Origin of the sequence: Streptomyces sp. NBC_01335, from assembly GCF_035953295.1 — a bacterium.
GTDB lineage: Bacteria > Actinomycetota > Actinomycetes > Streptomycetales > Streptomycetaceae > Streptomyces.
Window position 1 is genome coordinate 5,665,897 of the sequence record NZ_CP108370.1, and the last position, 24,783, is coordinate 5,690,679.

Sequence of the window (24,783 nt, forward strand, 5' to 3'; positions counted from 1 at the left end):
TTGGCCGGTGCTCACCGAACTGTTCACGCCCTCCGTCCAGCACGCGCTCGATGTCGTCGGGATCTTCTTCTTCGCGATCTCCGGCGCTCTGCTCGCCGTACGCAAGAACTTCGATGTCTTCGGCATCGCCGTTCTCGCCGAGGTGACCGCGCTGGGCGGAGGGCTCTTCCGTGACGTGATCATCGGGGCGGTGCCGCCGGCCGCCTTCACCGACCTCGGCTACTTCCTCACCCCGCTGATCGCGGCCGTCCTGGTCTTCTTCCTCCACCCGCACGTCGAACGCATCCAGGTCGGCGTCAACGTCTTCGACGCGGCGGGACTCGGCCTCTTCGCCGTGAGCGGCACGATCAAGGCGTACGACTACGGGCTCGGGCTGACCGCCTCCGTCGCGCTCGGGCTCGCCACGGCGGTCGGCGGCGGTGTCCTGCGGGACGTCCTGGCCAACGAGGTGCCCTCGCTGCTGCGCTGGGACCGCGACCTGTACGCGGTGCCGGCGCTCGTCGGGGCCTCGATGGTCGCGCTCTGCATCCAGTTCGACGCCCTGAACGGCTGGTCCACCGGCTTCGCGGTCGTCACCGGGTCCGCCCTGCGGCTGCTGGCGATGCGGTTCCACTGGCGGGCACCGCGCGCGTACAACCGCCGATCGGCGAGCGGCGAGGAGGGGGCGGCGGCCACCTGAGGGCCGGGCCCGGCTCCCGCGCGGGAGTCTGCCCGAACCCGAAAAAAGCTACCGCTCAGTAACGCTCGGGTGTAGCGTGCTGGCATGGCACAGGCAGCAGCGCACCCGGTACCGACCGGGCAGACGACCTCGGAGCGGGCGACCTCGGAACGGGCGCCCCAGGGACCGGCGACCCTCGTACGGGCGGCCGTCGGGGAGAGCGAGTTCGACCGGGACACCGCGGTCGTCCGGCGCGAGGAAGGCGTCTACGACGCGGAGCTCTCCGCGGGGTGGACCATCATCCACGCGGTCAACGGCGGCTATCTGCTGGCCCTCCTCGGCCGTGCCCTCGGCGACGCGCTCCCGCACCCCGACCCGTTCTCGGTCACCGCGCACTACCTCACCGCCTCCGTACCCGGCCCCGCCGTCGTCCGTACCGAGGTCGTCCGCGCCGGGCGCACCCTCTCCACCGGCCAGGCGACCCTCTACCAGCAGGACGAGGACGGCAGCGAGGTCGCCCGCATCCGGGTGCTCGCCACCTACGGCGACCTCGACGCCCTCACCGACGAGGTCCGCACCACCGCCCTCCCGCCGGCGATCCCGCCGCTCGACCAGTGCCTCGGCACCGAAGCGGGCGGCGACGTGATCCCCGGCAGCTCCGCCATCACCGAGCGGCTCGACATCCGGCTCGACCCCGCGACGGTCGGCTGGGCCCTCGGCAAGCCGTCCGGCAAGGGCGAGATGCGCGGCTGGTTCGGCCTGGCGGACGGCCGCGACCCGGACCCGCTCTCCGTACTGCTCGCCGTCGACGCGCTGCCGCCGACCTCGTTCGAGCTGGGTCTCAAGGGGTGGACCCCCACCGTCGAACTCACCGTCCACGTCCGCTGCCGCCCGGCCCCGGGCCCGCTGCGCGTCGCCATCACCACCCGCAACCTCGCGGGCGGCTTCCTGGAGGAGGACGCCGAGGTCTGGGACAGCGCGGACCGGCTCGTCGCCCAGTCCCGCCAGCTCGCCCGGGCACCGCGGGGCTGAGCCCGCGGCCCACGGAGCGCGATCCCTGGCGTTCGATCCGCGGCGCCTTCCCGACCCGCTCTCCGACCCGTTTCCCGACCCATTTCCGACCCGCTTCCCGACCCGTCCGGTGGACCGCCGGACGGGTCCTGTGCTGTCCGGGGCCGGGCCTGCCCCTCGGACACGGCCTGCCGCCGGACCGGCGCCCGGGGGAGCGGCGGTGACCGGCACCGGCCCTGACGTGCCGTTTGCTCCCGACGGCCGCCGGGTACCCGGACTCAGCGCCGAGCGGCGGGCCGACGGAGCCGCACCCCAGGGAGGCAATGCCCATGAGCCACAGCGACGGAACGGGTCTCGGGACCATCACCACGAAGGTCCCGGCCCGCCTGGACCGACTGCCCTGGTCACGATGGCACTGGATGATCGTGATCGGCCTCGGGACGGTCTGGATCCTGGACGGTCTGGAAGTGACCGTCGTCGGGAACATCGCCAGCCGCCTCTCCGAGGACGGCAGCGGACTGCCGATCACCGACGCCCAGGTCACCGGGCTCGCGGCGGCCCTCTACGTCGCCGGGGCGTGTTCCGGCGCCCTCTTCTTCGGCTGGCTCACCGACCGCTTCGGCCGCAAGAAGCTGTTCCTGGTCACCCTCGCGGTCTACCTCGCCGCCACCGCGCTGACCGCCGTCTCCTTCTCCGTCTGGTGGTTCTTCCTCTTCCGCTTCCTCACCGGCTTCGGCATCGGCGGCGAGTACGCGGCCATCAACTCCGCCATCGACGAGCTGATCCCGAGCAAGTACCGGGGCCGCGTCGACCTGATCATCAACGGCAGCTACTGGCTGGGCGCGATGGGCGGCGCGCTGCTCTCCGTACTCGCGCTGAACACCGACATCTTCCCGAAGAACATCGGCTGGCGGCTCACCTTCGCCCTCGGTGTGGTCCTCGGCCTGGTCATCCTGCTGGTCCGCCGGCACGTACCCGAGAGCCCCCGGTGGATGTTCATCCACGGTCACTCCGAAGGCGCCGAACGCATCGTCGACGAGGCGGAGAAGGCGATCGAGGAGGAGAAGGGCCGCCCGCTCCCGGAGGCCGGGACCGCGATCACCATCGAACAGCGGCGCAGCATCGGCTTCGTGGAGATCGCCCGCACCCTCTTCCGCGACTACCCGAAGCGCGCGACGCTCGGCTTCTCGCTCTTCATCGGCCAGGCGTTCCTGTACAACGCCATCACCTTCGGGTTCGGCTCGATCCTGGTGAAGTTCTTCGACGTCTCCAGCGGGACGACCGGGTACTTCTTCGCCGTCATCGCCTTCGGCAACTTCCTCGGCCCGCTGCTGCTCGGCCGGCTCTTCGACACCTGGGGCCGCCGCCCGATGATCGCGGGGACCTACATCCTCTCCGGCGCGCTGCTCTTCGGCACCGCCGCGCTGTTCGGCGCCGGGGTGCTCACCGCCACCACCATGACCGTCTGCTGGTGCGTGGTGCTGTTCTTCGCCTCGGCCGGGGCGAGTTCGGCCTATCTGACGGTCAGCGAGATCTTCCCGATGGAGACCCGGGCGATGGCGATCGCCTTCTTCTACGCCATCGGTACGGCCGCGGGCGGCATCTCCGGGCCCCTGATCTTCTCCGGGCTCACGGCCAGCGGGGTCGTGGGGGACGCGGTCCTCGCGTTCTGCATCGGGGCGGGGCTGATGGTGATCGCCGGGCTGGTCGCGGTGTTCTTCGCGGTGCCCGCCGAGCAAAAGTCGCTGGAGGACATCGCCACCCCGCTCTCGGCGAGTGAAGCCCCCTGACGGTCGAGCGTGGACACCGCTCGGCCAGGATCAGGCGTCGTCCGGTGCGTCGTCCGGTGCGCCGTCCGGTGCGTCGGACAGCAGCCGGGCCGCCGGTGGCAGCGGTCCGTGCCGAGGGCCGGCCGCCAGCGCCTGGATCGCCAGGGCCGCGAAGCGCCGGGAGGCCGCGACCTGGGTGTCGGCCGATCTCGCGCGGATCCCCTTGTTGGCCATGAGGAAGAGGACGAGGTCGTCCAGGACGAAGTCGGACCGCAGACGCCCCGCGTCCTTGGCCCGCCGGGCCAGTCCGGCGACCGCTTCCACCGTGTACGCGCGGCCCGCGAGGTCCGGCGCCCCCGGGAAGGCCGACAGGAAGGCATCACCGAAACCCCGGTCCCGCGCGTGCAGTTCGCAGATCTTCTCGATCACCAGGCAGAGGCCACGCCACGGATCGGGATCGGCGCACCCCTCGTCGACGATGGTGCGGCACGCGCGCAGCTGGTCCGCGAAGGCCTCGGTGGCCAGTGCCTGCTTGGTCGGGAAATGGCGGTACAGCGTGGCCGGTCCGACCCCCGCGCGCCGCGCGATCTCCCGCAACGGCACGTCCAGGCCGTCGGCGGAGAAGAGTGCCCGGGCCGCGTCGAGGACGCGCTCGCGGTTGTCCAGCGCGTCGGAACGCAGGGTGTGAGGCAAACGGTCGGCCATGCTCTCACTTTAGCCAAACGGACGGGGGCGTCCGTTAGCGTCGGTCCGAGAACAGAGGTCGGCACGGTCGGTACGGGAGCGGGGAGACGGCGTTGAAGGCCATAGTGATCCAGAGGTTCGGAGGCCCGGAGGGACTGGCCGTGGTCGACCTGCCGCCTCCCGTACCCGCTGCCGGGCAGGTGGTGATCGCCACCGAGGCCGTGGGCGTGGGCGGTGTCGACACCGTGATCCGGAGCGGGGCTCTGGCCGCCTACGGCTTCGAGGAGGGCCACGTCCCGGGCGGCGAGGTGGCGGGCACCGTGACCGTGGTCGGTGACGGCGTCGACGCCTCGTGGATCGGCGAGCGGGTCTGGGCCTCCACCGGCACCGGCGGAGGCTACGTCGAGCAGGCACTCGCCCCTGTCGAGGAGATCGTTCCCCTGCCCGCGAGCCTGTCCGCGGTCGACGCGGTGACTCTCGGCAGCGCCGGAGTGGTGGCCCACTTCGGGCTCCGGCACGCCCACTTCGCTCCCGGGGAGACCGTCCTGGTGCGCGGTGCGGCCGGCAGCATCGGGATCATGGCCGTGCAACTCGCCGCTCGCCGCGGCGCCGCCGCGGTGGCGGTCACCACCTCCTCGGACGAGCGGGGCGAGCGGCTGCGCCGTCTCGGCGCGACCCACGTGCTGGACCGCTCCGGCGAAGGAGGGGAGGGAGCTCCCGCCGGGTACGACGTCGTCATCGACGTGGTCGCCGGCCCGGACATGCCGTCCTTCTTCGACCGGCTCAACCCGAACGGCCGCATGGTGGCCGTGGGCGCTGTCGCCGGCCAGCCACCGGCGGACTTCGGTACGAAGATCATGGCGGCGTTCCAGAAGTCGATGTCCTTCGCCGCTTTCAGCGCGGCCACGGTCACCGGAGCCGACCGGCATACCGTGCGGAGCGAGCAGTTCGCCGCGGCGGGACGGGGCGAGATCGAGACGGTGGTGCACGAAGTGCTGCCCCTGGAAGCGGCCGTGACGGCGCACCGGAAGATGGACGCGGGCGAGGTCTTCGGCCGGATCGTGCTGACCCCGTAGCCGAAGGCATCCGCGCCGGGCGTGCGGATTGCCCGGTGCCGCGACACCGGTTGAGGGCGTAGCCGTCGCCCCGCTCGCGGCGTGCGGTCCGGGTTCACACCTTCGGCCCGGGGAGGCCGGGGGCCGGGTCGTCCAGCCAGTGGCGGCGCCCCAGAGTGATCAGCCGCAGGCGCCGCCGGGCCACCCGGACGACCTCCTCCTCGGTGCCGGGTGCCGCGTCCAGCAGGGCGGAGGCGGTGATCACCATGTGGTCGACGTGGAGCCCGCCCAGCATCAGCAGATCCTCCCGGCTCCACCCCGCCGACTCCTCCTGCCCGGCCAGCGCGTCGGCCACCTCCCGTGCGAACAGGGCGAGTTGCTCCGCGATGGCCGCGCGGACCCGGGTCACCCCGCCGTGCTGCTCCCGGGCGATGAAGCGGAAGTGCGCGGGCCGCGCGGCGACATGGCCCGCGATCACCGCGACGCTCCGCTCCAGCCGCTCCTCGCTGTCCCCGGTGCCGGCGAGGACCGCGCCGATCATGCCGTGCAGGCTGCCGAGCGTCTGGTCGACCAGCGCCACCCCGAGCGCGGCCGTGTCCTCGAAGTGGCGATAGAAGGCGGTCGGAGCCACGCCGGCCCCCCGGGTCACCTCGCGCAGGCCGAGGCCGCTCAGGCTCTGGTGCTCCAGGAGTTGGAGGGCCGCGTCCAGCAGGGCCTGACGCGTCCTCAACTTCTGGGCCTGGCGTGCTCCGGCGGTGTGACTCATGCCATTCAGTAAACAACTGTTCTCCGACTCGGGGAAGCGGAGGCGGGTTTAGACTGGATGGTCAGTGAACAGTCGTACTCTCACTGTTCCGGCCGTCGTCCAGAAAGGCCGCTCATGCTCGTCCTCGTCGCCGCACTGCTCCTGTTCGGGCTCGTGCTCGGGACGGTCGCGCACCTCCCGATCGCACTGACCCTGGCGTCCGCCGCCGTGATCGGCTGCTGGCTGATCGGCTTCGCGGTCCGCGAGCGCCGCTCGCACTGACGCGCCCGGCCGCCGTGCCCCTCCCGTCGGCTCGTGGGCATCCCGCTCGCCGGCATCCGGCGCACTCGCATCCGACTCATTCGCATCCGACCGAAGGAGCTCGCACCATGGCCCTCTCCTCGCTCGTCGCCCCGGTCCTGCGCCCGGGCCACCGGATCGACCCCGACGCCCGGCCCCCGGAGGCCGCCACCGCCGAAGCCCGGCCCGCGGAGGCGGCCCCTGCCGGCGCCCGGCCCGCGACCGCCGGGAAGGCGGCAGCCCGGGAGCGTGTCCGGGACGCCGACAGCCTCGCCGTAGCCTCGTTCGTCCTCGGGCTGCTGGGCCTGCTGGTGTTCAACCTGCTGTTCGGGCCGGCCGCCGTCGTCATGGCGCTGATCGCTCTCGCCCGGTCCACCGCGCGACGCGGACGGGCCTTCCTGGGGCTCGCGCTGGGCGTCGCCGACCTCGCCGTCCTCGCGGTGTTGGTCACCGCTCACGGGGCGGTCGTCTGGGGCTCGTAGAATCGGACGCACCATGGCTTACCTCGACCACGCCGCGACCACGCCGATGCTTCCGGAGGCGATCGCGGCGATGACCGCGCAGCTCGCCGCGACCGGCAACGCGTCCTCCCTGCACGCAGCCGGGCGCCGGGCCCGCCGAACCGTCGAGGAGTCCAGAGAGACCCTCGCCGACGCCCTCGGTGCCCGCCCCAGCGAGGTGGTCTTCACCTCGGGCGGCACCGAGGCCGACAACCTCGCCGTCAAGGGCCTGTACTGGGCCCGCCGCGACGCCGACCCCCGGCGCACCCGGGTGCTGGCCGGCCCGGTCGAGCACCATGCCGTGCTGGACGCGGTCGACTGGCTCGCCGAGCACGAGGGGGCGACCGTCGAGTACCTCCCCGTCGACCGGTACGGCCGGGTGCACCCCGAGGCGCTGCGCGAGGCGATCCTCCGCGACCCCGACGACGTCGCGATGATCACCGTGATGTGGGCCAACAACGAGATCGGCACCATCATGCCGGTCCGCGAACTCGCGTCCGTAGCTGCCGAGTCCGGGATTCCGATGCACGCCGACGCGGTGCAGGCCTTCGGGCAGCTGGAGGTCGGCTTCGCCGACTCCGGGCTCGCCGCGATGACGGTCAGCGCGCACAAGATCGGCGGCCCGTTCGGCATCGGCGCCCTGCTGCTGGGCCGCGCCCACACCCCCGTACCCGTACTGCACGGCGGGGGCCAGGAGCGGCACGTGCGGTCCGGCACCCTCGACGTGCCCGCCGTCGCCGCCTTCGCCGTCGCCGGGGAGCACGCCGCCCGCCACCGCGAGGAGTTCGCCCGCCGCGTCGGGGGGCTCCGCGACGACCTGGTCGCGGCCGTGCTGGAGGCCGTACCGGACGCCGTGCTCGGGGGCGACCCCGCCCCGGGCGGCCGGCTTCCGGCCAACGCCCACTTCAGCTTCCCCGGCTGCGAGGGCGACTCCCTCCTGCTGCTGCTGGACGCCCAGGGCATCGAGTGCTCCACCGGCTCCGCCTGCACCGCCGGGATCGCCCAGCCCAGCCACGTCCTGCTGGCCACCGGCACCGACCCCGACCTGGCGCGCGGCACCCTGCGCTTCTCGCTCGGCCACACCTCGACCGCCGAGGACGTCGCCGCCGTGGCCCGTGCGATCGGCCCCGCCGTCGAACGCGCCCGCACCGCCGGACTCAGCTGAACGGCCGGCGAGGCGGCCTCCGCTCAGGTGGCGCGTGCCGAGGACGCCCGCCGGACCAGCTCCATGTACCGGTCCCAGTCCCAGTACGGGCCCGGGTCGGTGTGGTCCGTCCCCGGCACCTCCACGTGCCCGATGACGTGCTCCCGGTCCACGGGGATGCCGTACCGCCCGCAGACCGACGCCGTCAGCCGCGCGGAGGAGGCGTACATCGCGGCCGTGAAGTCCTTCGGGCGGTCCACGAACCCCTCGTGCTCGATGCCCACGCTCCGCTCGTTGTACGCGCGGTTGCCCGCGTGGAACGCCACGTCCAGCTCCCGGATCATCTGCGTCACCGACCCGTCCTGGCCGACCAGGTAGTGCGCGGCCGCCCGGTGCGCCGGATCCTGGAAGACCCGCACCGCGCTCGCCAGACTGCCCTGCGTGACATGGACGACCACCCGGTCTATCCGGTAGTCGTCCGGGCGGTCGGCGCGACGCCAGTTCGCCTCGGAGGCGGCCGTCCAGCGGGCCGCCGCGTAATCCAGCTCACCGGGGGTGCGCGGCCGCTCCACGCCCGGCAGCCGCCACCACGCGTGCCTCAGCTCGTCCCGGGCCAGAGCGGCGGCCGTGACCGCCGCGGCCATGGCCGAGCTGCCGATCAGCAGGGTGCGACGGCTCACCCCGTCCCCCGTCCCGTCCCGGCCCGAGCCGCTGCCTCCCGTGGTTCCCATGACAGCTGCAACGCATATCCGCGGGCGATCGGTTCCAGGAGACCCGTACTCTGGACGGGCTATGACTCAGACTTCCCAGCGCCCCCTCCGCGTGCTCGCCGCCATGTCCGGCGGAGTCGACTCCGCCGTCGCCGCCGCGCGCGCCGCCGAGGCGGGGCACGACGTGACCGGTGTGCACCTCGCCCTCTCCGCGAACCCGCAGTCGTTCCGTACCGGAGCACGCGGCTGTTGCACCATCGAGGACTCCCGGGACGCCCGCCGGGCGGCGGACGTCATCGGCATCCCGTTCTACGTCTGGGACCTCGCCGAACGCTTCCGCGAGGACGTCGTGGAGGACTTCGTCGCGGAGTACGAGGCCGGGCGCACGCCCAACCCCTGCCTGCGCTGCAACGAGAAGATCAAGTTCGCGGCGCTGCTCGACAAGGCGCTCGCCCTCGGCTTCGACGCCGTGTGCACCGGCCACTACGCCACCGTCGTCCTGAACGACGACGGCAGCCGCGAGCTGCACCGCGCCTCGGACATGGCCAAGGACCAGAGCTACGTCCTCGGCGTGCTGGACGAGAAGCAGCTCGCGCACGCGATGTTCCCGCTCGGCGACACCCTCACCACCAAGGAAGAGATCCGCGCCGAGGCCGAGGCGCGCGGACTGGCCGTCGCCAAGAAGCCCGACAGCCACGACATCTGCTTCATCGCGGACGGCGACACCCAGGGCTTCCTGGCGAGCCGGCTCGGCGGCAAGGCCGAGGGCGACATCGTGGACGAGGCGGGCGCCAAGCTCGGCACCCACGACGGGGCCTTCGGCTTCACCATCGGCCAGCGCAAGGGCCTGCGCATCGGCCACCCGGCCCCCGACGGGAAGCCGCGCTACGTCCTGGACATCTCCCCGGTGAACAACACCGTCACGGTCGGCCCGGTGGAGGCCCTCGACGTCACGGCCCTCACCGCCATCAAGCCGCGCTGGTGCGGCACCGCCCCGGCGGGCCCCGGCACCTACACCGCGCAGCTGCGCGCCCACGGCGGCGAGACCGAGGTCACCGCCGAGCTGGTCGACGGCACCCTGCACGTCTCCTTCGCCGAGCCGGTGCGCGGAATCGCCCCCGGCCAGGCGGTCGTGCTCTACGACGGCACCCGGGTCGTCGGCTCGGCCACCATCGCGACCACCGTCCGGCGCGAGACGGCCCCCACCGCTCCCTGAACGCACCAGTCCCGTGGCCGGCCCGTCCGCCCGGCCACGGGAGCCCGCCTCACGCCTGGGGCCCGCCTCGTGCCGCTGGGGAGCCGCCTCACGCCCGGGGAGCCCGCCTCACGCCTGGGGGACCAGGCCCCGGCGGGCGAAGAAGGCCGCCAGGACCGGGGCGAGCACCTGCGGGGCGAGCTCCCTGGTCTGGCCGCTCAACGTCCGGTGCCGGGCGCCGGGGACCGCCCCGGCCAGTGCCAGCGCCGTCTCCCGCACCGGGGCCGCGCTGAACCCGCCGCTGACGACCAGGGTGCGGGCGGTGACCGCCCCGAACCGCTCCAGCGGGGGAGCCCCGTCACCGAGCAGGGTGTCGTCGTACTCCAGCGTGTGCGCCAGCTCCTCCAGCCCGGACCACAGCGGTGCCCGCCGCATCCGCGCCACCGTCTCCGGCGCCACGCCCGTCCGCGCCAGGAACAGCTCCACCGCCCCGCCCCGGTCGCCGGACGCCAGCCGCCCCCGCAGCTCCGCCGTGCACCGCGCCTTGTAGCGCAGGCCCTCCTCGCCAGGGGTGTAGGGCGGCTCGAAGACCGCCAGCACCTCCATGGGCACGCCCGCCGCCTGCGCCTCCAGCGCCAGCGCCCCGCCCGAGGACATGCCGAACACCGCGACCGGCCCGTCCGCGACCCCGACGACGCCCGCGAGATCCTCGATCTCCCGGGCCACCGCGTACGGACCGCCCGGGCCCGCCCCGCTGCCGCCCCGGCCCCGGCGGTCGTACGTCACGACGGTGAAGCGGCGCGCGAGCAGCGCGGCCAGCGGGCCCTCGGTCGCGGCGGTGCTCAGCGCGCCCCCGACCAGCACCACCGGCGCGCCTTCGCCCTGCCTGCGGTAGGCGATCGGGGTGCCGTCCAGCGAGAGAATCCTGTCCATGGGAGGGCAGACCCCGGGCCCCCGGGGAACTCATCGCTGCCGCGCGTACTTTTTCCTCACCGGTCGAAGGAGGCTCAAAATGCCTTCCTGCGAGTGGCGTTGGCGGTCAGTCGGCGACGGTTTCGGTCTCGTAGAAGCAGAAGTGGTCCTTGATCGCCGCCACTTCGGGCTTCGGATCGAGGTAGCCCCAGACGAGATCGTCCGCTCCGGGCACCGACCAGTAGGAGGCATCTCCCTTGAACGGACAGTGCGTCCGGGTGCCGGAGGCCGTCAGCAACTCGGTACGGACGTCCTCGGGCGGCAGGTAGTAGCGGACCGGGCAGCCGGTCTCGCGCAGCACGAGCGGCCGTCGGCTTTCGGCCAGCACCTGGCCCTCGCGGACGACGCGTACGTGGTCGGTGCCGGGCTCGACGGTGATGAGGTGTCCCTTGGCGGAAGTCATGTCAGGTGCAGCGGGCGGCGGGCCCGATTTCTTCCCGCGCCGCACCCGCGCCGCACCCGCGCCGCACCGGTTCCCGTCCGCCCTCCGGGGCGAGGGCGGCGTGACCGGGGCACGGTCGTACGGTGTCCGTATGAACATCTGTGTCTTTCTCTCCGCCGCCGACCTCGACGACCGCTACACCCGCCCCGCCCGGGAATTCGCCGAGCTGCTCGGACGCGGCGGACACACCCTCGTCTGGGGCGGCTCGGAGAGCGGGCTGATGAAGGTGGTCGCCGACGGCGTGCAGGAGACCGGCGGCCGGCTGGTCGGCGTCTCCGTGGACTTCCTCGCGGACAAGGCCCGGACGAACGCGGACGAGATGGTCATCGCCCGCGACCTCGCCGAGCGCAAGGCGCTGCTGCTGGAGAAGGCCGACGCAGTCGTGATCATGGTCGGTGGCACGGGGACGCTCGACGAGGCCACCGAGATCCTGGAGCTCAAGAAGCACGGCAAGCACACCAAGCCGGTGGTCCTGCTCAACGCGGACGGCTTCTACGACGGCCTGCGGCAGCAGTTCCTGCGGATGGAGGAGGAGGGCTTCCTGCCCGTCCCCCTCACCGATCTCGTCTTCTTCGCCGAGGACGGCGTCGGCGCGCTGGCCTACCTGGAGGAGTCCGCGGGGCAGCTCTGATCCGTGACCCACCCCCTCCCGTGCGCCCGCCGGGCGGTCGTGCGGGACCGGGTGGGACCATGGAGCCCATGCCTACCCACCTCATCACCGGCGCCGGTTCCGGCATCGGAGCAGCCGTCGCCCGCCGCCTGCGCGACCGCGGCGACGACCTCGTCCTGCTGGCCCGCGACGCAGGCCGCGCCAAGGAACTGGCCGCCCTCCACCCCGGGGCCCGTACGCTCGTCGGCGACCTCGGCAACCCGGACCGGCTCTCCTGGGCGTTCGGCCAGCAGCCGATGCCCGAGAGCCTGGACTCGCTGCTGCACATCGCCGGCGTGGTCGAGCTGGGGAACATCGGCGACCTCACCCCGAAGGCCTGGCACTTCCAGCTCAACGCCAACCTCGTCGCCCCCGCCGAGCTGACCCGGCTGATGCTGCCGCAGCTGCGCGTCTCCCGCGGCCACGTCGTCTTCGTCAACTCCGGCGCCGGACTCTCCGCGTCCGCCCAGTGGGGCGCCTACGCCGCCAGCAAGCACGGCCTCAAGGCGCTCGCCGACTCGCTCCGCCACGAGGAGCACGGCAACGGCGTCCGCGTCACCTCCGTCTACCCCGGCCGCACCGCCAGCCCGATGCAGGCCAAGGTCCACCAGCAGGAGGGCAAGGAGTACGACGCCGGGCAGTGGATCGACCCCGAGTCGGTGGCCACCACGATCCTCATGGCGATCGACCTCCCGCGCGACGCCGAGGTCAACGACCTGACGGTCCGCCCCGGGCGCTGACCGGGCCCCCGCCCCCCGGGCCCCGCGCGGTTCAGCGGCTCCTGGACCGCCAGGACCGCACCGGGCCCCGGGGCGCCGCCCCCCTGGGCCTCCGCCCTGGGGACGGGGATCGCCGCCCGGGGACCGTACGCTTCCCGGGTGAGCGAGAAGAGCAGGTTCAGCGAGTGCGCGGCGACCGGGGTCGGGTCCATGCCCGGAGGCGACGCGCGGGAGACGGCGAAGACCGTCACCGGGTCCTTCGCGGACGGCCAGGGCATCCCCCACCTGGCGGAACTCCCCGGCCGGGGCCCCGGCGCGGACATGATCGGGCGGACCGTCGGGCTCCTCGTGGAGATGTACGGGCACGTCGAGCCCAGCGGCTGGCGGATCAGCGACCGCCCCGGCCGCGACACCCGCCGCGCCCGCTCCTGGCTCGGCGAGGACCTCGACGCCCTGGAGGAGTTCACCCAGGGGTACGAAGGGGTGCTCAAGGTCCAGGCGGTGGGGCCGTGGACGCTCGCCGCGGCCCTGGAGCGGCGCAACGGCGAGGCCGTCCTCGGCGACCCCGGCGCCTGCCGCGACCTCGCCGGATCGCTCGCCGAGGGGCTGAAGGCGCACCTCGCCGAGGTGCGCCGCCGGGTCCCCGGCGCCGACGTGGTGCTCCAGCTCGACGAACCCTCCCTCACCGCCGTGCTCGGCGGCCGGGTCAGGACCGCGAGCGGCTACCGCACCTACCGCTCCGTGGACCGCCAGATCGTCGAGGGCGCCCTGCGCGACCTGCTCGCCGTCGCCGGGGACGGCGCGGGCCTCGTGCACTCCTGCGCCCCCGAGGTCCCCTTCGCCCTGCTGCGACGGGCCGGGGCCGCCGCCGTCTCCTTCGACTTCTCACTGCTCACCGAGCGTGAGGAAGAGGCGATCGGCGAAGCGGTCGAGGGCGGCACCCAGCTCCTCCTCGGCATCGTGCCGGGCACCGACGCCGCCTCGGCCGGATTGTCGGACCCTGGCGGTAGCGTCATGGGGGTCAGGAAGTTGTGGAGCAGGCTGGGGCTGAATCCGGGGACTCTCGCCGAGTCCGTCGTGCTCACCCCGGCGTGCGGCCTCGCGGGCGCCTCGCCCGCGTACGCCCGCGCCGCGCTCGCCCACTGCGCCCGGGCGGCGCGCTCCCTCGCGGACAACCCCGAGTGACGGGACGCGCGGCGCGGACCCCTGACCCGGGGCACCGCGCCGCGCACCATGCGAGAGACCACGCGAGAGACAACCCCCAACGGGAGGACGGGACGATGGCCGGCACCGGCGACGAGCGGATCCAGCAGGACACCGAGGTGCCCACCGAGGCACGGGAGCGGCACGCCCTGGTCGCCGAGCAGATCGAGGACCACCGCTTCCGGTACTACGTGCGCGACCAGCCGGTCGTCAGCGACGCCGAGTTCGACCGGCTGATGCGCGAACTGGAGTCGCTGGAGGAGGCCCACCCCTCGCTGCGCACCCCGGACTCGCCGACGCAGAAGGTCGCGGGCCCGTACATCACCGAGTTCACCTCGGTCGAGCACCGCGAGCGCATGCTCTCCCTGGACAACGCCTTCGACGACCTGGAGCTGGCCGCCTGGTTCGAGCGGGTCGCCAAGGACGTCGGCTCCACCGGCCACTCCTTCCTCTGCGAGCTGAAGGTGGACGGCCTCGCCGTCAACCTCACGTACGAACACGGCCGGCTGACCCGCGCCGCCACCCGGGGCGACGGCGTCACCGGCGAGGACGTCACCCCCAACGTCCGTACCATCGCCGAGATCCCGCACCGGCTGAAGGGCGACCGCGTCCCCGCGCTGGTCGAGATCCGCGGCGAGGTCTTCTTCCCCATGGAGGACTTCGAGGAGCTCAACGCCCGCCTGGTCGCGGCCGAGGACAAGCCCTTCGCCAACCCGCGCAACGCGGCGGCCGGTTCGCTCCGCCAGAAGGACCCCAAGGTCACCGCCACCCGCCCCCTGCACATGGTGGTCCACGGCATCGGCGCCCGCGAGGGCTTCGACATCGACCGCCTCTCCCACGCCTACGAGCTGCTCCGCGAGTGGGGCCTGCCCACCGCCAAGCACAACAAGGTCGTGGACACCCTCGACGGCGTAGCCGAGTTCATCCGGTACTTCGGCGAGAACCGGCACTCCGTGGAGCACGAGATCGACGGGGTCGTCGTCAAGCTCGACGAGATCCCGCTCCAGGGCCGGCTCGGCTCCACCGCCCGCGCCCCCCGCTGGGCCATCGCCTGGAAGTACGCCCCGGAGGAGGTCAACACCAAGCTCGTCAACATCCGCGTCGGCGTCGGCCGCACCGGCCGCGTCACCCCGTACGCCCAGGTCGAGCCGGTGAAGGTGGCAGGCTCCGAGGTCGAGTTCGCCACCCTGCACAACCAGGACGTAGTCAAGGCCAAGGGCGTCCTCATCGGCGACACCGTCGTCCTGCGCAAGGCCGGCGACGTCATCCCGGAGATCCTCGGCCCGGTCGTGGACCTGCGCGACGGCACCGAGCGGGAGTTCGTCATGCCCGCCGAGTGCCCCGAGTGCGGCAGCCCGCTGAAGCCGGCCAAGGAGGGCGACATCGACCTCCGCTGCCCCAACGCCCGTTCCTGCCCAGCCCAGTTGCGCGAGCGCGTCTCCTACCTCGCCGGCCGCAAATGCCTCGACATCGACCACTTCGGTTACGTCGCCGCGGCCGCCCTGACCCAGCCGCTGGAGCCCGCCGAGCCGCCGCTGCTCGACGAGGGCGACCTCTTCGGGCTGACCATCGAGCGGCTGCTGCCGATCCGCGCCTACGTCCTCGACCAGGACAGCGGCCTGCCCAAGCGCGACCCGAAGACCGGCGAGGAGAAGATCGCCACCGTCTTCGCCAACCAGAAGGGCGAGCCGAAGAAGAACGCGCTCGCCATGCTGGAGGGCATCGAAGCCGCCAAGCAGGCCCCGCTGGCCCGGGTACTCACCGGACTCTCCATCCGGCACGTCGGCCCGGTCGCCGCACAGGAGCTGGCCCGCCAGTTCCGCTCCATCGACGCCATCGACGCCGCGACCGAGAAGGAACTGGCGGACGCCGACGGCGTCGGCGACATCATCGCCGCCTCCGTCAAGCAGTGGTTCGCCGTCGACTGGCACCGCGAGATCCTGCGCAAGTGGCGGGAGGCCGGAGTCCGCATGGAGGACGAGAACGCCGGCGAGGACGAGGGCCCCCGCCCGCTGGAAGGGCTCACCGTCGTCGTCACCGGCACCCTCGCCGGCCACACCCGGGACGGTGCCAAGGACGCGCTCCAGAGCAGGGGCGCCAAGGTCACCGGCTCGGTGTCGAAGAAGACCTCCTTCGTGGTCGTCGGCGACAACCCCGGCTCCAAGTACGACAAGGCGATGCAGCTCAAGGTGGCCGTGCTCGACGAGGCCGGATTCGCGGTCCTGCTCGACGAGGGCCCCGAGGCGGCACGCGCGGCGGCGCTGCCCACCGAGGAGTAGCCGACAGCGGTACGCGCGAGGGGGGACCGGGCATCGAGACGCTTTCGAGACGCCGCCGGGGAATGGCCCGGTCCCGGAGCGGGGATGAACCCTCCCTGGCGGATCGGCGTGCGGCGTCGGACGTGTGCCTCGCGCGGCGGAGGACGTACCCGTACGGGACGTACCGGTACGTACCCACGGCGCGACGAGGCGCCGCGACCGTCGTCGCACATCCGCCGGGAAGCACGGGACCACCCCAAGAGATGCGGAGCGCTGACCCGGAAGCTCTCGGCGTCCTACTGTTGGCTCCTGCGCCCTCCGTGCACGGCTGCGTGGTGGGGGCGGGCCATGGTGGCATGGGAGTGGGGGCCACCGTGTGACATCGCCACCGCAGGCTGTGAGAGGGACGGAATGAAGCCGACCGAGAGCGCCGCACCGGTGCCGAGGATGCAGGGTTTCGCGGGCCTCACGCCGAAAGTGGGCGTCCTCCTCGTGGCGCTCGCCGGCATACAGCTCGTCATGGGCCTCGGCCGGGACCTGCACGACGGCGACGCCCTCTTCCCGGACGGCACCGCAGGCTGGTCCCTCGCCGTCCTGACCGGCGTCATCGTCGGCCACCTGGTCGCCCTCGGCCGGGACCGCTGGTGGGGCGGCACCGGCTCCGGCGCCGCACTGACCCTCTCCGTTCTGCTGCTCTACGGCTGGGTGCCCGCCGGCCTCGTCAGCGTCGTCGTCGTCGTCCTCGTCGGCGTCGCCCGCAGACACCGCTGGTCGCAGGGGCTTTTGCACGGAGCCGTGGACATACTCGGCATCGGCGCCGCCGCCCTCGTACTCGCCGCCTTCGGCATCGAACCCAGCGTCGAAACCCCCTGGCGGCCACTCGAATGGGGTATCGACACCCTGCCGGCCGTGGTCCTCGCCGCCGCCACCCACCTCCTCGTCACCCGGGTCCTCCTCTGGTACGCCCGCGCACCCCAGGGCGGCGGACTGCCGACCATCGCCCGCACCACACTGCTGCGCCAGGGACTCGTCGCCGTCGCCCTGCTCGGCATCGCCCCGCTGATCTGCGTCGTCGCGACGACCATGCCCGTCCTGCTGCCGCTCTTCGCCGTGCCGCTCGTCGCCCTGGACTCCACGCTCTGGATCGCCCGCGCCCGCGCCGAGGAACAGCTCCGCGACCCGCTGACCGGACTGCCCAACCGGCAGTGGCTCCTCCAGCGGACCTGGTCCGCCCTGGAGGAGGCCGAACCCCTCGGCAACCGCTCCGCCCTCGTCCTCATCGACCTGGACCGCTTCCGCGCCGTCAACGACACCCTCGGCCACCTGGCCGGCGACCGGCTGCTCCTCCAGATCGCGGACCGGCTGCGGCTCGCCCTGCCGCGCGGCGCCGAGGCGGCCCGGCTCGGCGGCGACGAGTTCGCGGTGCTGCTCCCGTACACCGAGTCCACCACCAGCGCCCAGCGCGTCGCCCGGCACCTGGTCGCCGAACTCTCCTCACCGCTCGACCTCGACGGCCTCACCCTGGTGCTGGAGGCCAGCGCCGGGGTCGCCGTCCACCCCGAACACGCGCAGGACGCCGAGGGACTGCTGCGCCGCGCCGACGTCGCCATGTACCAGGCGAAGCGCGACCGCACGGGCGTGGAGGTGTACGAGTCGAAGCGGGACAGCAACACCCCGGACCGGCTCGGCCTCCTCGGCGACCTCCGCCGGGCGCTCGACGCGGGGGACGTGGAGCTGCACTACCAGCCCAAGGTCCGCTTCGACGGCCAGGTGGCCGGGCTGGAAGCCCTGGTGCGGTGGGTGCACCCCGAGCGCGGCCGGGTCCCCCCGGACGAGTTCATCGCCATCGCCGAGTCGTCCGGGCTGATGCCCCATCTCACCGACTACGTCCTGGAGACGGCGCTGGCCCAGGTCGCCCGCTGGCGGGCCGAGGGCCTCTTCGTACCCGTCGCGGTCAACGTCTCGCCCCGGGACGTGCACACCCCCGGGTTCGCCGGCGGCGTGGCCGCCCGGCTGGCCCGCCACGGGGTCCCCGCCGGCTCCCTCCAGCTGGAGATAACGGAACACGTGCTGCTGGAGGACCCGCAGCGCGCCGCCGACACCCTCGCCGGGCTCACCGGACACGGCGTGAAGATGTCGCTCGACGACTTCGGCACCGGCTACTCCTCCCTCGTCCACCTGCGCCGGCTGCCGGTGAGCGAACTCAAGATCGACCGGTCGTTCGTGGCCCGGCTCGCCGTCGACCAGGAGGACGCGGAGATCGTCCGCTGCACCATCGACCTCGCCCACTCGCTCGGGCTGCTGGTCGTCGCGGAGGGCGTGGAGGACGACGAGACCTGGGAGCGGCTGCGGGACCTGCGCTGCGACGCCGTACAGGGCTGGCTGGTGGCGGCCGCGATGCCGCCGGCCGAGGCGACGGCCTGGCTGCGGGCGCGCGGCGAACACGGCTGGCGGCGCCCGGCCGAACTGAAGGCCGCCGAGGCGGCAGCGGCGGCAGCCGCGGCGGCCGGGCCACCCGAACCCGAGCAGCTCCCGTCGGGGCGCACCGTGCATTCCGGCCCGGCCACGGCCTGACCCCGGGCGAGCGCCCGGGCCGCCCGGCACCCGGTGGCGGAGGCGCGTACGGGCGACCCCATAAGATTGGGCCAAACCGACTTGGCCAATCCTGTTGGCCGATGCGACACACCGTAGCCACACACCCCAACCCCTGAGGATCGCTGCATGCCTGGCATCACGCGCGAGGAGGTCGCCCACCTCGCCCGGCTGGCGCGTCTGGAGCTGAAGGGCGAAGAGCTCGATCACTTCGCCGGTCAGCTCGACGACATCATCGGCGCGGTCGCCCGCGTCTCCGAGGTCGCCGACCAAGACGTACCGCCGACCTCCCACCCGCTGCCGCTGACCAACGTCATGCGGGCCGACGTGGTCCGCCCGTCGCTCACCGCCGAGCAGGCGCTCTCCGGCGCTCCCGCCCAGGAGCAGCAGCGTTTCAAGGTGCCGCAGATCCTGGGGGAGGACTAACAGCGATGACGGACCACAGCACCATCATCAAGCTCACCGCGGCCGAGATCGCGGCGGCCATCGCCTCCGGCGAACTCACCGCCGTCGAGGTCACCGAGGCCCACCTGGCCCGGATCGAGGCCGTGGACGAGAAGGTCCACGCCTACCTGCACATCGACCGCGAGGGCGCGCTCGCGCAGGCCCGTGCCGTCGACGCGAAGAAGGCCGCCGGCGAGAAGCTCGGCCCGCTGGCCGGCGTCCCGCTCGCGCTGAAGGACATCTTCACCACGAAGGACATGCCGACCACCGTCGGTTCCAAGATCCTCGAAGGCTGGGTCCCGCCGTACGACGCGACCCTCACGCGCAAGCTGCGCGAGGCCGACGTGGTCATCCTCGGCAAGACCAACATGGACGAGTTCGCCATGGGGTCCTCCACCGAGAACAGCGCCTACGGCCCGACCGGCAACCCGTGGGACCTCACCCGCATCCCCGGCGGCTCCGGTGGCGGTTCCTCCGCCGCGCTCGCCTCCTACCAGGCGCCGCTCGCCATCGGCACGGACACCGGCGGCTCGATCCGCCAGCCCGCCGCCGTCACCGGCACCGTCGGCGTCAAGCCCACCTACGGCTCGGTCTCCCGCTACGGCATGGTCGCCTTCTCGTCCTCCCTCGACCAGGGCGGCCCCTGCGCCCGTACGGTCCTGGACGCGGCGCTGCTGCACGAGGCCATCGCCGGGCACGACCCGATGGACTCCACGTCCATCGACGCCCCGGTCCCGCCGGTCGTCGAGGCCGCCCGCAACGGCTCCGTCGCGGGCCTGCGCGTCGGCGTCGTGAAGCAGTTCGCGGGCGAGGGCTACCAGGCCGGTGTCGTCCAGCGCTTCAACGAGTCGGTCGAGCTGCTCCGTTCGCTCGGCGCCACCGTCGTCGAGCTGGACTGCCCCTCCTTCGACCTGGCGCTCTCCGCGTACTACCTGATCGCGCCGTCCGAGTGCTCCTCGAACCTGGCCCGCTTCGACGCCATGCGCTACGGCCTGCGGGTCGGCGACGACGGCACGAAGTCCGCCGAGGAGGTCACCGCCCTCACCCGTGAGGCCGGCTTCGGCGACGAGGTCAAGCGCCGCATCATCCTCGGTACGTACGCCCTGAGCTCCGGCTACTACGACGCGTACTACGGCTCGGCGCAGAAGGTCCGCACCCTCATCACCCGCGAGTTCGAGAAGGCGTTCGAGGAGGTCGACGTCATCGTGTCGCCGACCACGCCGACCACCGCCTTCCCGATCGGCGAGCGCGCCGACGACCCGATGGCGATGTACCTCGCGGACCTGTGCACCATCCCGACGAACCTCGCCGGCAACTCCGCCATGTCGCTCCCCTGCGGCCTGGCCCCCGAGGACGGCCTGCCGGTCGGTCTCCAGATCATCGCCCCCGCGATGAAGGACGACCGGCTCTACAAGGTCGGAGCCGCCGTCGAGGCCGCCTTCGTGGAACAGTGGGGTCACCCGCTGCTCGAGGAGGCTCCGTCGCTGTGAGTGCCATGGCAAAGAAGGCCAAGAACTTCAAGAAGTCCAAGACCGGCCTGTACGTCTCGCTGGGCTCCACCGCCTTCGGCGCGATCAGCGTCGCCAAGCAGGCGAAGCTGGCGCGCAACGACAACGACGTGCTCCGGCTCATCGACGCGGCCGTCTCCGCCGCGGCGATCGTCACCGGTCTCGCGATCCTGTACCGCGAACTGAAGCGTCTCGGCGACGACGACGTCCTGCTGGGCTGAGAGGGAAAGTTTCACCGTGACTGTCATTGACCTGGTGTCGTACGAGGACGCTCTCGCGACGTACGACCCCGTCATGGGCCTCGAAGTCCATGTCGAGCTGGGCACCAAGACCAAGATGTTCTGCGGCTGCTCCACCGAGCTCAAGCAGGACGCCAACACGCAGACCTGCCCGGTCTGCCTCGGTCTGCCCGGCGCACTCCCCGTCGTCAACGAGATCGGCATCGAGTCCGCCATCAAGATCGGCCTCGCGCTGAACTGCGAGATCGCCGAGTGGTGCCGCTTCGCCCGGAAGAACTACTTCTATCCGGACATGCCGAAGAACTTCCAGACCTCCCAGTACGACGAGCCGATCGCCTTCAACGGCTATCTGGACGTCCAGCTGGAGGACGGCGAGATCTTCCGGGTGCAGATCGAGCGCGCCCACATGGAGGAGGACACCGGCAAGTCGACGCACGTCGGCGGTGCCACCGGCCGCATCCACGGCGCCTCGCACTCGCTGCTCGACTACAACCGCGCGGGCATCCCCCTCATCGAGATCGTCACCAAGCCGATCGAGGGAGCGGGCGAGCGCGCCCCCGAGGTCGCCAAGGCGTACGTCGCCGAACTCCGCGAGCTCATCAAGGCGCTCGGCGTCTCGGAAGCCCGCATGGAGATGGGCCAGATGCGCTGCGACGTGAACCTGTCGCTGCGCCCCAACGGCACCGAGACCTTCGGTACCCGCTCCGAGACGAAGAACGTGAACTCCCTGCGTTCCGTCGAGCGGGCCGCCCGGTTCGAGATCCAGCGGCACGCCGCGGTGCTCTCCTCCGGCGGCACGATCGTGCAGGAGACCCGGCACTTCCACGAGGAGGACGGCTCCACCACGGCCGGCCGCATCAAGGACAACGCCGAGGACTACCGCTACTTCCCCGAGCCCGACCTCGTGCCGGTCGCCCCGGCCCGCGAGTGGGTCGAGGAGCTCCGCAAGGGCCTCCCCGAGCTGCCGCGCCTGCGGCGCAACCGGCTCCGCGAGGAGTGGGGCGTCTCCGAGTTCGACATGCAGTCGATCCTCAACGCCGGTGCCGTCGACCTGATCGTCGCCACCACCGAGGCGGGCGCCCCGTCCGACCAGGCCCGCAAGTGGTGGATGGGCGAGCTGGCCCGCAACGCCAACGAGACCGGCCGCGGCCTCGACGAGCTCCCCATCACCCCGGCGCAGGTCGCCCGGGTGACCGAGCTCGTCGCCTCGGGCGACCTCAACGACAAGCTGGCCCGCCAGGTCATCGAGGGCGTCCTCGCGGGCGAGGGCGACCCGGACGCCGTCGTCGAGAAGCGCGGCCTGAAGGTCGTCTCGGACGAGGGCGCGCTGTCCACGGCCGTGGACGAGGCGATCGCCGCCAACGCGGGCATCGCGGACAAGATCCGGGCCGGCAAGGTCGCGGCGGCGGGCGCGCTCGTCGGCGCGGTCATGAAGGCCACTCGCGGCCAGGCCGACGCCGCCCGGGTCCGCGAGCTGATCCTGGAGAAGCTCGGCGTCGAGGGCTGACCCCTCCCGCACGCGGCTCTGTTCGTACGAAGGGGCGACGCATCCCGGTACCGGGTGCGCCGCCCCTTCGCGCGTGCACGGCCCACCCACGCACGTGCCACCCCCGTTCACGCCCGCCCCCGCCGGCGGGCCCGTCGGCCCCGGAGGGTCCGCTGAACACCGTGCTCGCCGCGACCGTCTCCGTCGCCGTCCTCCTAGCGGTCCTGGCCTTCGCCGTCGTACGCCCCCGGGGGCTGCCCGAGGCCGTGCTCGCCGTGCCCGCCGCCCTGCTGGTGGTGGCGATCGGAGCCGTACCGCTCTCCGAGGCGCGCGAGCAGACCGAGGACCTGCTGCCGGTCGTCGGCTTCCTCGCCGCGATCCTCGTACTCGCCCAGCTCTGCGCCGACGAAGGGCTGTTCAAGGCCGCCGGTGATCTGGTCGCCCGGCTCTGCGGGGGCCGCACCGGGCCGCTGCTCGGCGGGGTGTTCGTGGTGGCCTCCGTCATCACCGCCGTGCTCTCGCTGGACGCCACGGTCGTGCTGCTGACCCCCGTCGTCTTCGCCACCGCCGCCCGGGTGGGCGCCCGCCCCCGCCCGTACGTCTACGCCTGCGCGCACCTGGCGAACTCGGCGTCCCTCCTGCTGCCCGTCTCCAACCTCACCAACCTCCTCGCCTTCACCGCGAGCGGGCTCTCCTTCACCCGGTTCGCCGCGCTGATGACGCTGCCCTGGCTGGCCGCCATCGCCGTCGAGTACGTCGTCTTCCGCCGGGTCTTCGCCGAGGACCTCGCGGCCGGCGCCCACGCACCGGACCCGGAGGCCGAACGCACCGAGGTGCCCGTCTTCACCCTGGTGGTGCTGGTGCTGACCCTGGTGGGGTTCGTCGTCACCTCCTTCGCGGGTGCCGAACCCCTCTGGGCCGCCCTGGCCGGCGCCCTGGTGCTCGGGGTACGCGCGCTGGGGCAGCGCCGGACCACACCGCTGCGGCTGCTGCACTCGGCGAACCTGCCGTTCTGCCTCTTCGTGCTCGCCCTCGGCGTCGTGGTCAAGGCGGTCGTGGACCACGGGCTCGGTACCGGCATCGGCCAGGTGCTCCCGGACGGCTCCTCGCTCACCGCGCTGCTCGCCGTCGCGGCCGTCGCCGCCGTGCTGGCCAACCTGATCAACAACCTCCCCGCGATCCTCGCGCTGCTGCCGGTCGTCGCGGCGGCCGGCCCCGGGCCGCTGCTCGCCGCGCTGATCGGGGTCAACCTCGGCCCGAACCTGACGTACGTCGGCTCGCTGGCCACCCTGCTGTGGCGCCGCATCCTGCACGCCCACGACTCCCCGCCCGACCTCGGCCACTTCACCCGGCTCGGCCTGCTGACCGTCCCCGCCACCCTCGCCGTCTCGACGGTGGCGCTCTGGGGGGCGCTGGAGCTGATCGGGGTGTGAGGGGACCGTGCGGGACGCTTAGCCTTCATGCACATGAACGAGAACGTGTACGTGGGCAACGCCGGCGCGGACGCGGCACTGGACCGGGGATGGATCCTCGGGCACTTCAAGGACGCCGCGGACCCCCGCCACAGCGAGGACGTCGAGATCAAGTGGGGCGTCCACCCGCGCGGCGACGAGCGGGCCCAGTGGGTGCGGGGCGAGGAACGCACGGCCCTGCTGGTGCTCGTCAGCGGGCACTTCCGGGTGGAGCTGCCCGGCCGGGACGTGGTGCTGTCGCGCCAGGGCGACTACGTCGTCTGGGGTCACGGCGTCGACCACTCCTGGTTCGCGGAGGAGGAGTCCGTCGTACTGACGGTCCGGTGGCCCTCGGTGCCCGGCTACGCGGTGCCCGTCGCGGCGGACGCACGTGCGAGGATCTCCGACCGGGGGACCGACGACGAAGGAGCCGCATGTTCACGGTGAGCCTGGGTGAGGACGGGGCCGAGCTCTTCCCGCTGGAGGTCTGGCAGGCCGAGGAGTTCCTCGCCCACATGGACCGGGCCCGCCCGGCCCTCGACCCCTGGATCCCCTTCGCGGCCTTCGCCACCGACCTGCCCTCCGCCCGCGCCCTGCTCCAGCGGTACGCGGACAAGCAGGCCGCCGACACCGGGCGGCTCTACGGCATCCGGCTGAACGGCACCCTCGTCGGCGGTGTGCTCTTCCGGATCTTCGACGCGGAGCAGGGCAACTGCGAGGTGGGCTGCTGGCTGGAACCGGACGCCACCGGACGCGGCCTGGTCACCCGGGCCGTACGCGCGCTCATCGACTGGGCCGTCGACGTCCGGTCGATGCACCGGATCGAGTGGCACGCCTCCGCCGGGAACACCCCGTCCATCGACGTGGCCCGACGGCTCGGCATGACCCGCGACGGGGTCCTCCGGGAGAGTTACCCGTATCACGGTGTGCGCCACGACACCGAGGTCTGGTCGGTCCTCGCCCCGGAATGGCGGGCCGGACGGGCCTGAACCGTCCGTGACGGCCGTCGGCGGGCCGTGACGTTAAGAGGGTTCTCATACAGGACCCCT

The 24,783-nt window shown here is 72.7% G+C and carries 25 protein-coding genes; 20 read left to right on the plus strand and 5 right to left on the minus strand.

The window, feature by feature from the left end:
- Positions 1–7 precede the first annotated feature (7 nt).
- The 3 genes from OG599_RS24505 (at position 8) to OG599_RS24515 (ending at position 3,459) form a co-directional block, all read left to right on the plus strand.
- Positions 8–679 (plus strand): trimeric intracellular cation channel family protein, encoded by a 672-nt coding sequence (locus tag OG599_RS24505; RefSeq protein ID WP_327178129.1) that lies wholly within the window; start codon positions 8–10, stop codon positions 677–679.
- 84 nt (positions 680–763) lie between these two features.
- Positions 764–1,690: a thioesterase family protein gene (locus OG599_RS24510; RefSeq protein WP_327178130.1), complete on the plus strand. Its 927-nt coding sequence runs from the start codon at positions 764–766 to the stop codon at positions 1,688–1,690.
- A 308-nt stretch (positions 1,691–1,998) separates the two neighbouring features.
- Positions 1,999–3,459: an MFS transporter gene (locus tag OG599_RS24515; protein ID WP_327178131.1), complete on the plus strand. Its 1,461-nt coding sequence runs from the start codon at positions 1,999–2,001 to the stop codon at positions 3,457–3,459.
- A gap of 30 nt (positions 3,460–3,489) precedes the next feature.
- On the opposite strand, the gene OG599_RS24520 is transcribed toward OG599_RS24515, so the two are convergent.
- Positions 3,490–4,143: a TetR/AcrR family transcriptional regulator gene (locus OG599_RS24520; protein ID WP_327178132.1), complete on the minus strand. Its 654-nt coding sequence runs from the start codon at positions 4,141–4,143 to the stop codon at positions 3,490–3,492.
- 92 nt (positions 4,144–4,235) lie between these two features.
- Here OG599_RS24520 and OG599_RS24525 point away from each other — a divergent pair, with 92 nt between their 5' ends.
- A complete protein-coding gene (locus OG599_RS24525; protein ID WP_327178133.1) occupies positions 4,236–5,198 on the plus strand; it encodes a zinc-binding dehydrogenase in 963 nt (320 codons plus the stop codon).
- A 94-nt stretch (positions 5,199–5,292) separates the two neighbouring features.
- On the opposite strand, the gene OG599_RS24530 is transcribed toward OG599_RS24525, so the two are convergent.
- Positions 5,293–5,943 carry a TetR family transcriptional regulator gene (locus OG599_RS24530; protein WP_327178134.1) on the minus strand — a complete coding sequence of 217 codons (651 nt, stop codon included), beginning with the start codon at positions 5,941–5,943 and terminating at the stop codon, positions 5,293–5,295.
- A gap of 114 nt (positions 5,944–6,057) precedes the next feature.
- Between OG599_RS24530 and OG599_RS24535 the strand changes: the two genes are divergently transcribed.
- From OG599_RS24535 to OG599_RS24545, 3 genes are all read left to right on the plus strand, one after another.
- Positions 6,058–6,204 (plus strand): hypothetical protein, encoded by a 147-nt coding sequence (locus OG599_RS24535; protein ID WP_327178135.1) that lies wholly within the window; start codon positions 6,058–6,060, stop codon positions 6,202–6,204.
- A 107-nt stretch (positions 6,205–6,311) separates the two neighbouring features.
- Positions 6,312–6,704 carry a DUF4190 domain-containing protein gene (locus OG599_RS24540; protein WP_327178136.1) on the plus strand — a complete coding sequence of 131 codons (393 nt, stop codon included), beginning with the start codon at positions 6,312–6,314 and terminating at the stop codon, positions 6,702–6,704.
- A 13-nt stretch (positions 6,705–6,717) separates the two neighbouring features.
- On the plus strand, positions 6,718–7,887 hold the full coding sequence (locus OG599_RS24545) for a cysteine desulfurase family protein (RefSeq protein ID WP_327178137.1): 1,170 nt from the start codon (positions 6,718–6,720) through the stop codon (positions 7,885–7,887).
- A gap of 23 nt (positions 7,888–7,910) precedes the next feature.
- Here OG599_RS24545 and OG599_RS24550 read toward each other — a convergent pair whose 3' ends face one another.
- Positions 7,911–8,597 (minus strand): N-acetylmuramoyl-L-alanine amidase, encoded by a 687-nt coding sequence (locus OG599_RS24550; protein WP_327178138.1) that lies wholly within the window; start codon positions 8,595–8,597, stop codon positions 7,911–7,913.
- A gap of 61 nt (positions 8,598–8,658) precedes the next feature.
- On the opposite strand from OG599_RS24550, the gene mnmA reads away from it, so the two are divergent.
- The gene (gene mnmA / locus OG599_RS24555; RefSeq protein ID WP_327178139.1) at positions 8,659–9,792 is read left to right on the plus strand and encodes a tRNA 2-thiouridine(34) synthase MnmA; all 1,134 of its coding nucleotides are present in this window, start codon (positions 8,659–8,661) and stop codon (positions 9,790–9,792) included.
- Between the two features lie 108 nt (positions 9,793–9,900).
- On the opposite strand, the gene OG599_RS24560 is transcribed toward mnmA, so the two are convergent.
- Both OG599_RS24560 and OG599_RS24565 read right to left on the minus strand, forming a co-directional pair.
- Positions 9,901–10,704 carry an alpha/beta fold hydrolase gene (locus tag OG599_RS24560; RefSeq protein ID WP_327178140.1) on the minus strand — a complete coding sequence of 268 codons (804 nt, stop codon included), beginning with the start codon at positions 10,702–10,704 and terminating at the stop codon, positions 9,901–9,903.
- Between the two features lie 106 nt (positions 10,705–10,810).
- Complete coding sequence (locus OG599_RS24565) at positions 10,811–11,146, minus strand: DUF427 domain-containing protein (RefSeq protein ID WP_327178141.1); 336 nt, start codon at positions 11,144–11,146, stop codon at positions 10,811–10,813.
- 130 nt (positions 11,147–11,276) lie between these two features.
- On the opposite strand from OG599_RS24565, the gene OG599_RS24570 reads away from it, so the two are divergent.
- The 12 genes from OG599_RS24570 (at position 11,277) to OG599_RS24625 (ending at position 24,723) form a co-directional block, all read left to right on the plus strand.
- A complete protein-coding gene (locus tag OG599_RS24570; RefSeq protein WP_266709401.1) occupies positions 11,277–11,816 on the plus strand; it encodes a TIGR00730 family Rossman fold protein in 540 nt (179 codons plus the stop codon).
- Between the two features lie 68 nt (positions 11,817–11,884).
- A complete protein-coding gene (locus tag OG599_RS24575; RefSeq protein ID WP_327178142.1) occupies positions 11,885–12,574 on the plus strand; it encodes an SDR family oxidoreductase in 690 nt (229 codons plus the stop codon).
- A gap of 138 nt (positions 12,575–12,712) precedes the next feature.
- Positions 12,713–13,738: a methionine synthase gene (locus OG599_RS24580; RefSeq protein WP_327178143.1), complete on the plus strand. Its 1,026-nt coding sequence runs from the start codon at positions 12,713–12,715 to the stop codon at positions 13,736–13,738.
- A gap of 95 nt (positions 13,739–13,833) precedes the next feature.
- Positions 13,834–16,035 (plus strand): NAD-dependent DNA ligase LigA, encoded by a 2,202-nt coding sequence (gene ligA, locus OG599_RS24585; protein WP_327178144.1) that lies wholly within the window; start codon positions 13,834–13,836, stop codon positions 16,033–16,035.
- Between the two features lie 390 nt (positions 16,036–16,425).
- Complete coding sequence (locus OG599_RS24590) at positions 16,426–18,588, plus strand: putative bifunctional diguanylate cyclase/phosphodiesterase (RefSeq protein WP_442809528.1); 2,163 nt, start codon at positions 16,426–16,428, stop codon at positions 18,586–18,588.
- 147 nt (positions 18,589–18,735) lie between these two features.
- The gene (gene gatC / locus OG599_RS24595) at positions 18,736–19,032 is read left to right on the plus strand and encodes an Asp-tRNA(Asn)/Glu-tRNA(Gln) amidotransferase subunit GatC (RefSeq protein WP_266709411.1); all 297 of its coding nucleotides are present in this window, start codon (positions 18,736–18,738) and stop codon (positions 19,030–19,032) included.
- Between the two features lie 5 nt (positions 19,033–19,037).
- Entirely contained in the window at positions 19,038–20,540 is a 1,503-nt protein-coding gene (gene gatA / locus OG599_RS24600; protein WP_327178145.1) for an Asp-tRNA(Asn)/Glu-tRNA(Gln) amidotransferase subunit GatA, read from the plus strand.
- Positions 20,541–20,545: 5 nt separating this feature from the next.
- Positions 20,546–20,779, plus strand: a complete 234-nt coding sequence (locus tag OG599_RS24605) for a hypothetical protein (RefSeq protein WP_073727053.1) — start codon at positions 20,546–20,548, stop codon at positions 20,777–20,779.
- 16 nt (positions 20,780–20,795) lie between these two features.
- Positions 20,796–22,304 carry an Asp-tRNA(Asn)/Glu-tRNA(Gln) amidotransferase subunit GatB gene (gene gatB / locus OG599_RS24610; RefSeq protein WP_327178146.1) on the plus strand — a complete coding sequence of 503 codons (1,509 nt, stop codon included), beginning with the start codon at positions 20,796–20,798 and terminating at the stop codon, positions 22,302–22,304.
- Between the two features lie 152 nt (positions 22,305–22,456).
- Positions 22,457–23,716: an SLC13 family permease gene (locus OG599_RS24615; RefSeq protein ID WP_327180172.1), complete on the plus strand. Its 1,260-nt coding sequence runs from the start codon at positions 22,457–22,459 to the stop codon at positions 23,714–23,716.
- A 33-nt stretch (positions 23,717–23,749) separates the two neighbouring features.
- Positions 23,750–24,181, plus strand: a complete 432-nt coding sequence (locus OG599_RS24620) for a signal peptidase I (protein WP_327178147.1) — start codon at positions 23,750–23,752, stop codon at positions 24,179–24,181.
- Positions 24,169–24,723, plus strand: a complete 555-nt coding sequence (locus tag OG599_RS24625; protein WP_327178148.1) for a GNAT family N-acetyltransferase — start codon at positions 24,169–24,171, stop codon at positions 24,721–24,723. The genes OG599_RS24620 and OG599_RS24625 overlap by 13 nt, the downstream gene beginning before the upstream one ends.
- The last annotated feature ends 60 nt before the right edge of the window (positions 24,724–24,783 follow it).

Coding starts and splice junctions, on each gene's coding strand:
- OG599_RS24510 (WP_327178130.1), top strand. CDS start 764: ATGGCACAGGCAGCAGCGCACCCGGTACCGACCGGGCAGACGACCTCG.
- OG599_RS24515 (WP_327178131.1), top strand. CDS start 1,999: ATGAGCCACAGCGACGGAACGGGTCTCGGGACCATCACCACGAAGGTC.
- OG599_RS24520 (WP_327178132.1), bottom strand. CDS start 4,143: ATGGCCGACCGTTTGCCTCACACCCTGCGTTCCGACGCGCTGGACAAC.
- OG599_RS24530 (WP_327178134.1), bottom strand. CDS start 5,943: ATGAGTCACACCGCCGGAGCACGCCAGGCCCAGAAGTTGAGGACGCGT.
- OG599_RS24535 (WP_327178135.1), top strand. CDS start 6,058: ATGCTCGTCCTCGTCGCCGCACTGCTCCTGTTCGGGCTCGTGCTCGGG.
- OG599_RS24540 (WP_327178136.1), top strand. CDS start 6,312: ATGGCCCTCTCCTCGCTCGTCGCCCCGGTCCTGCGCCCGGGCCACCGG.
- OG599_RS24545 (WP_327178137.1), top strand. CDS start 6,718: ATGGCTTACCTCGACCACGCCGCGACCACGCCGATGCTTCCGGAGGCG.
- OG599_RS24550 (WP_327178138.1), bottom strand. CDS start 8,597: ATGGGAACCACGGGAGGCAGCGGCTCGGGCCGGGACGGGACGGGGGAC.
- mnmA (WP_327178139.1), top strand. CDS start 8,659: ATGACTCAGACTTCCCAGCGCCCCCTCCGCGTGCTCGCCGCCATGTCC.
- OG599_RS24560 (WP_327178140.1), bottom strand. CDS start 10,704: ATGGACAGGATTCTCTCGCTGGACGGCACCCCGATCGCCTACCGCAGG.
- OG599_RS24565 (WP_327178141.1), bottom strand. CDS start 11,146: ATGACTTCCGCCAAGGGACACCTCATCACCGTCGAGCCCGGCACCGAC.
- OG599_RS24570 (WP_266709401.1), top strand. CDS start 11,277: ATGAACATCTGTGTCTTTCTCTCCGCCGCCGACCTCGACGACCGCTAC.
- OG599_RS24575 (WP_327178142.1), top strand. CDS start 11,885: ATGCCTACCCACCTCATCACCGGCGCCGGTTCCGGCATCGGAGCAGCC.
- ligA (WP_327178144.1), top strand. CDS start 13,834: ATGGCCGGCACCGGCGACGAGCGGATCCAGCAGGACACCGAGGTGCCC.
- OG599_RS24590 (WP_442809528.1), top strand. CDS start 16,426: ATGAAGCCGACCGAGAGCGCCGCACCGGTGCCGAGGATGCAGGGTTTC.
- gatC (WP_266709411.1), top strand. CDS start 18,736: ATGCCTGGCATCACGCGCGAGGAGGTCGCCCACCTCGCCCGGCTGGCG.
- gatA (WP_327178145.1), top strand. CDS start 19,038: ATGACGGACCACAGCACCATCATCAAGCTCACCGCGGCCGAGATCGCG.
- OG599_RS24605 (WP_073727053.1), top strand. CDS start 20,546: ATGGCAAAGAAGGCCAAGAACTTCAAGAAGTCCAAGACCGGCCTGTAC.
- OG599_RS24620 (WP_327178147.1), top strand. CDS start 23,750: ATGAACGAGAACGTGTACGTGGGCAACGCCGGCGCGGACGCGGCACTG.
- OG599_RS24625 (WP_327178148.1), top strand. CDS start 24,169: ATGTTCACGGTGAGCCTGGGTGAGGACGGGGCCGAGCTCTTCCCGCTG.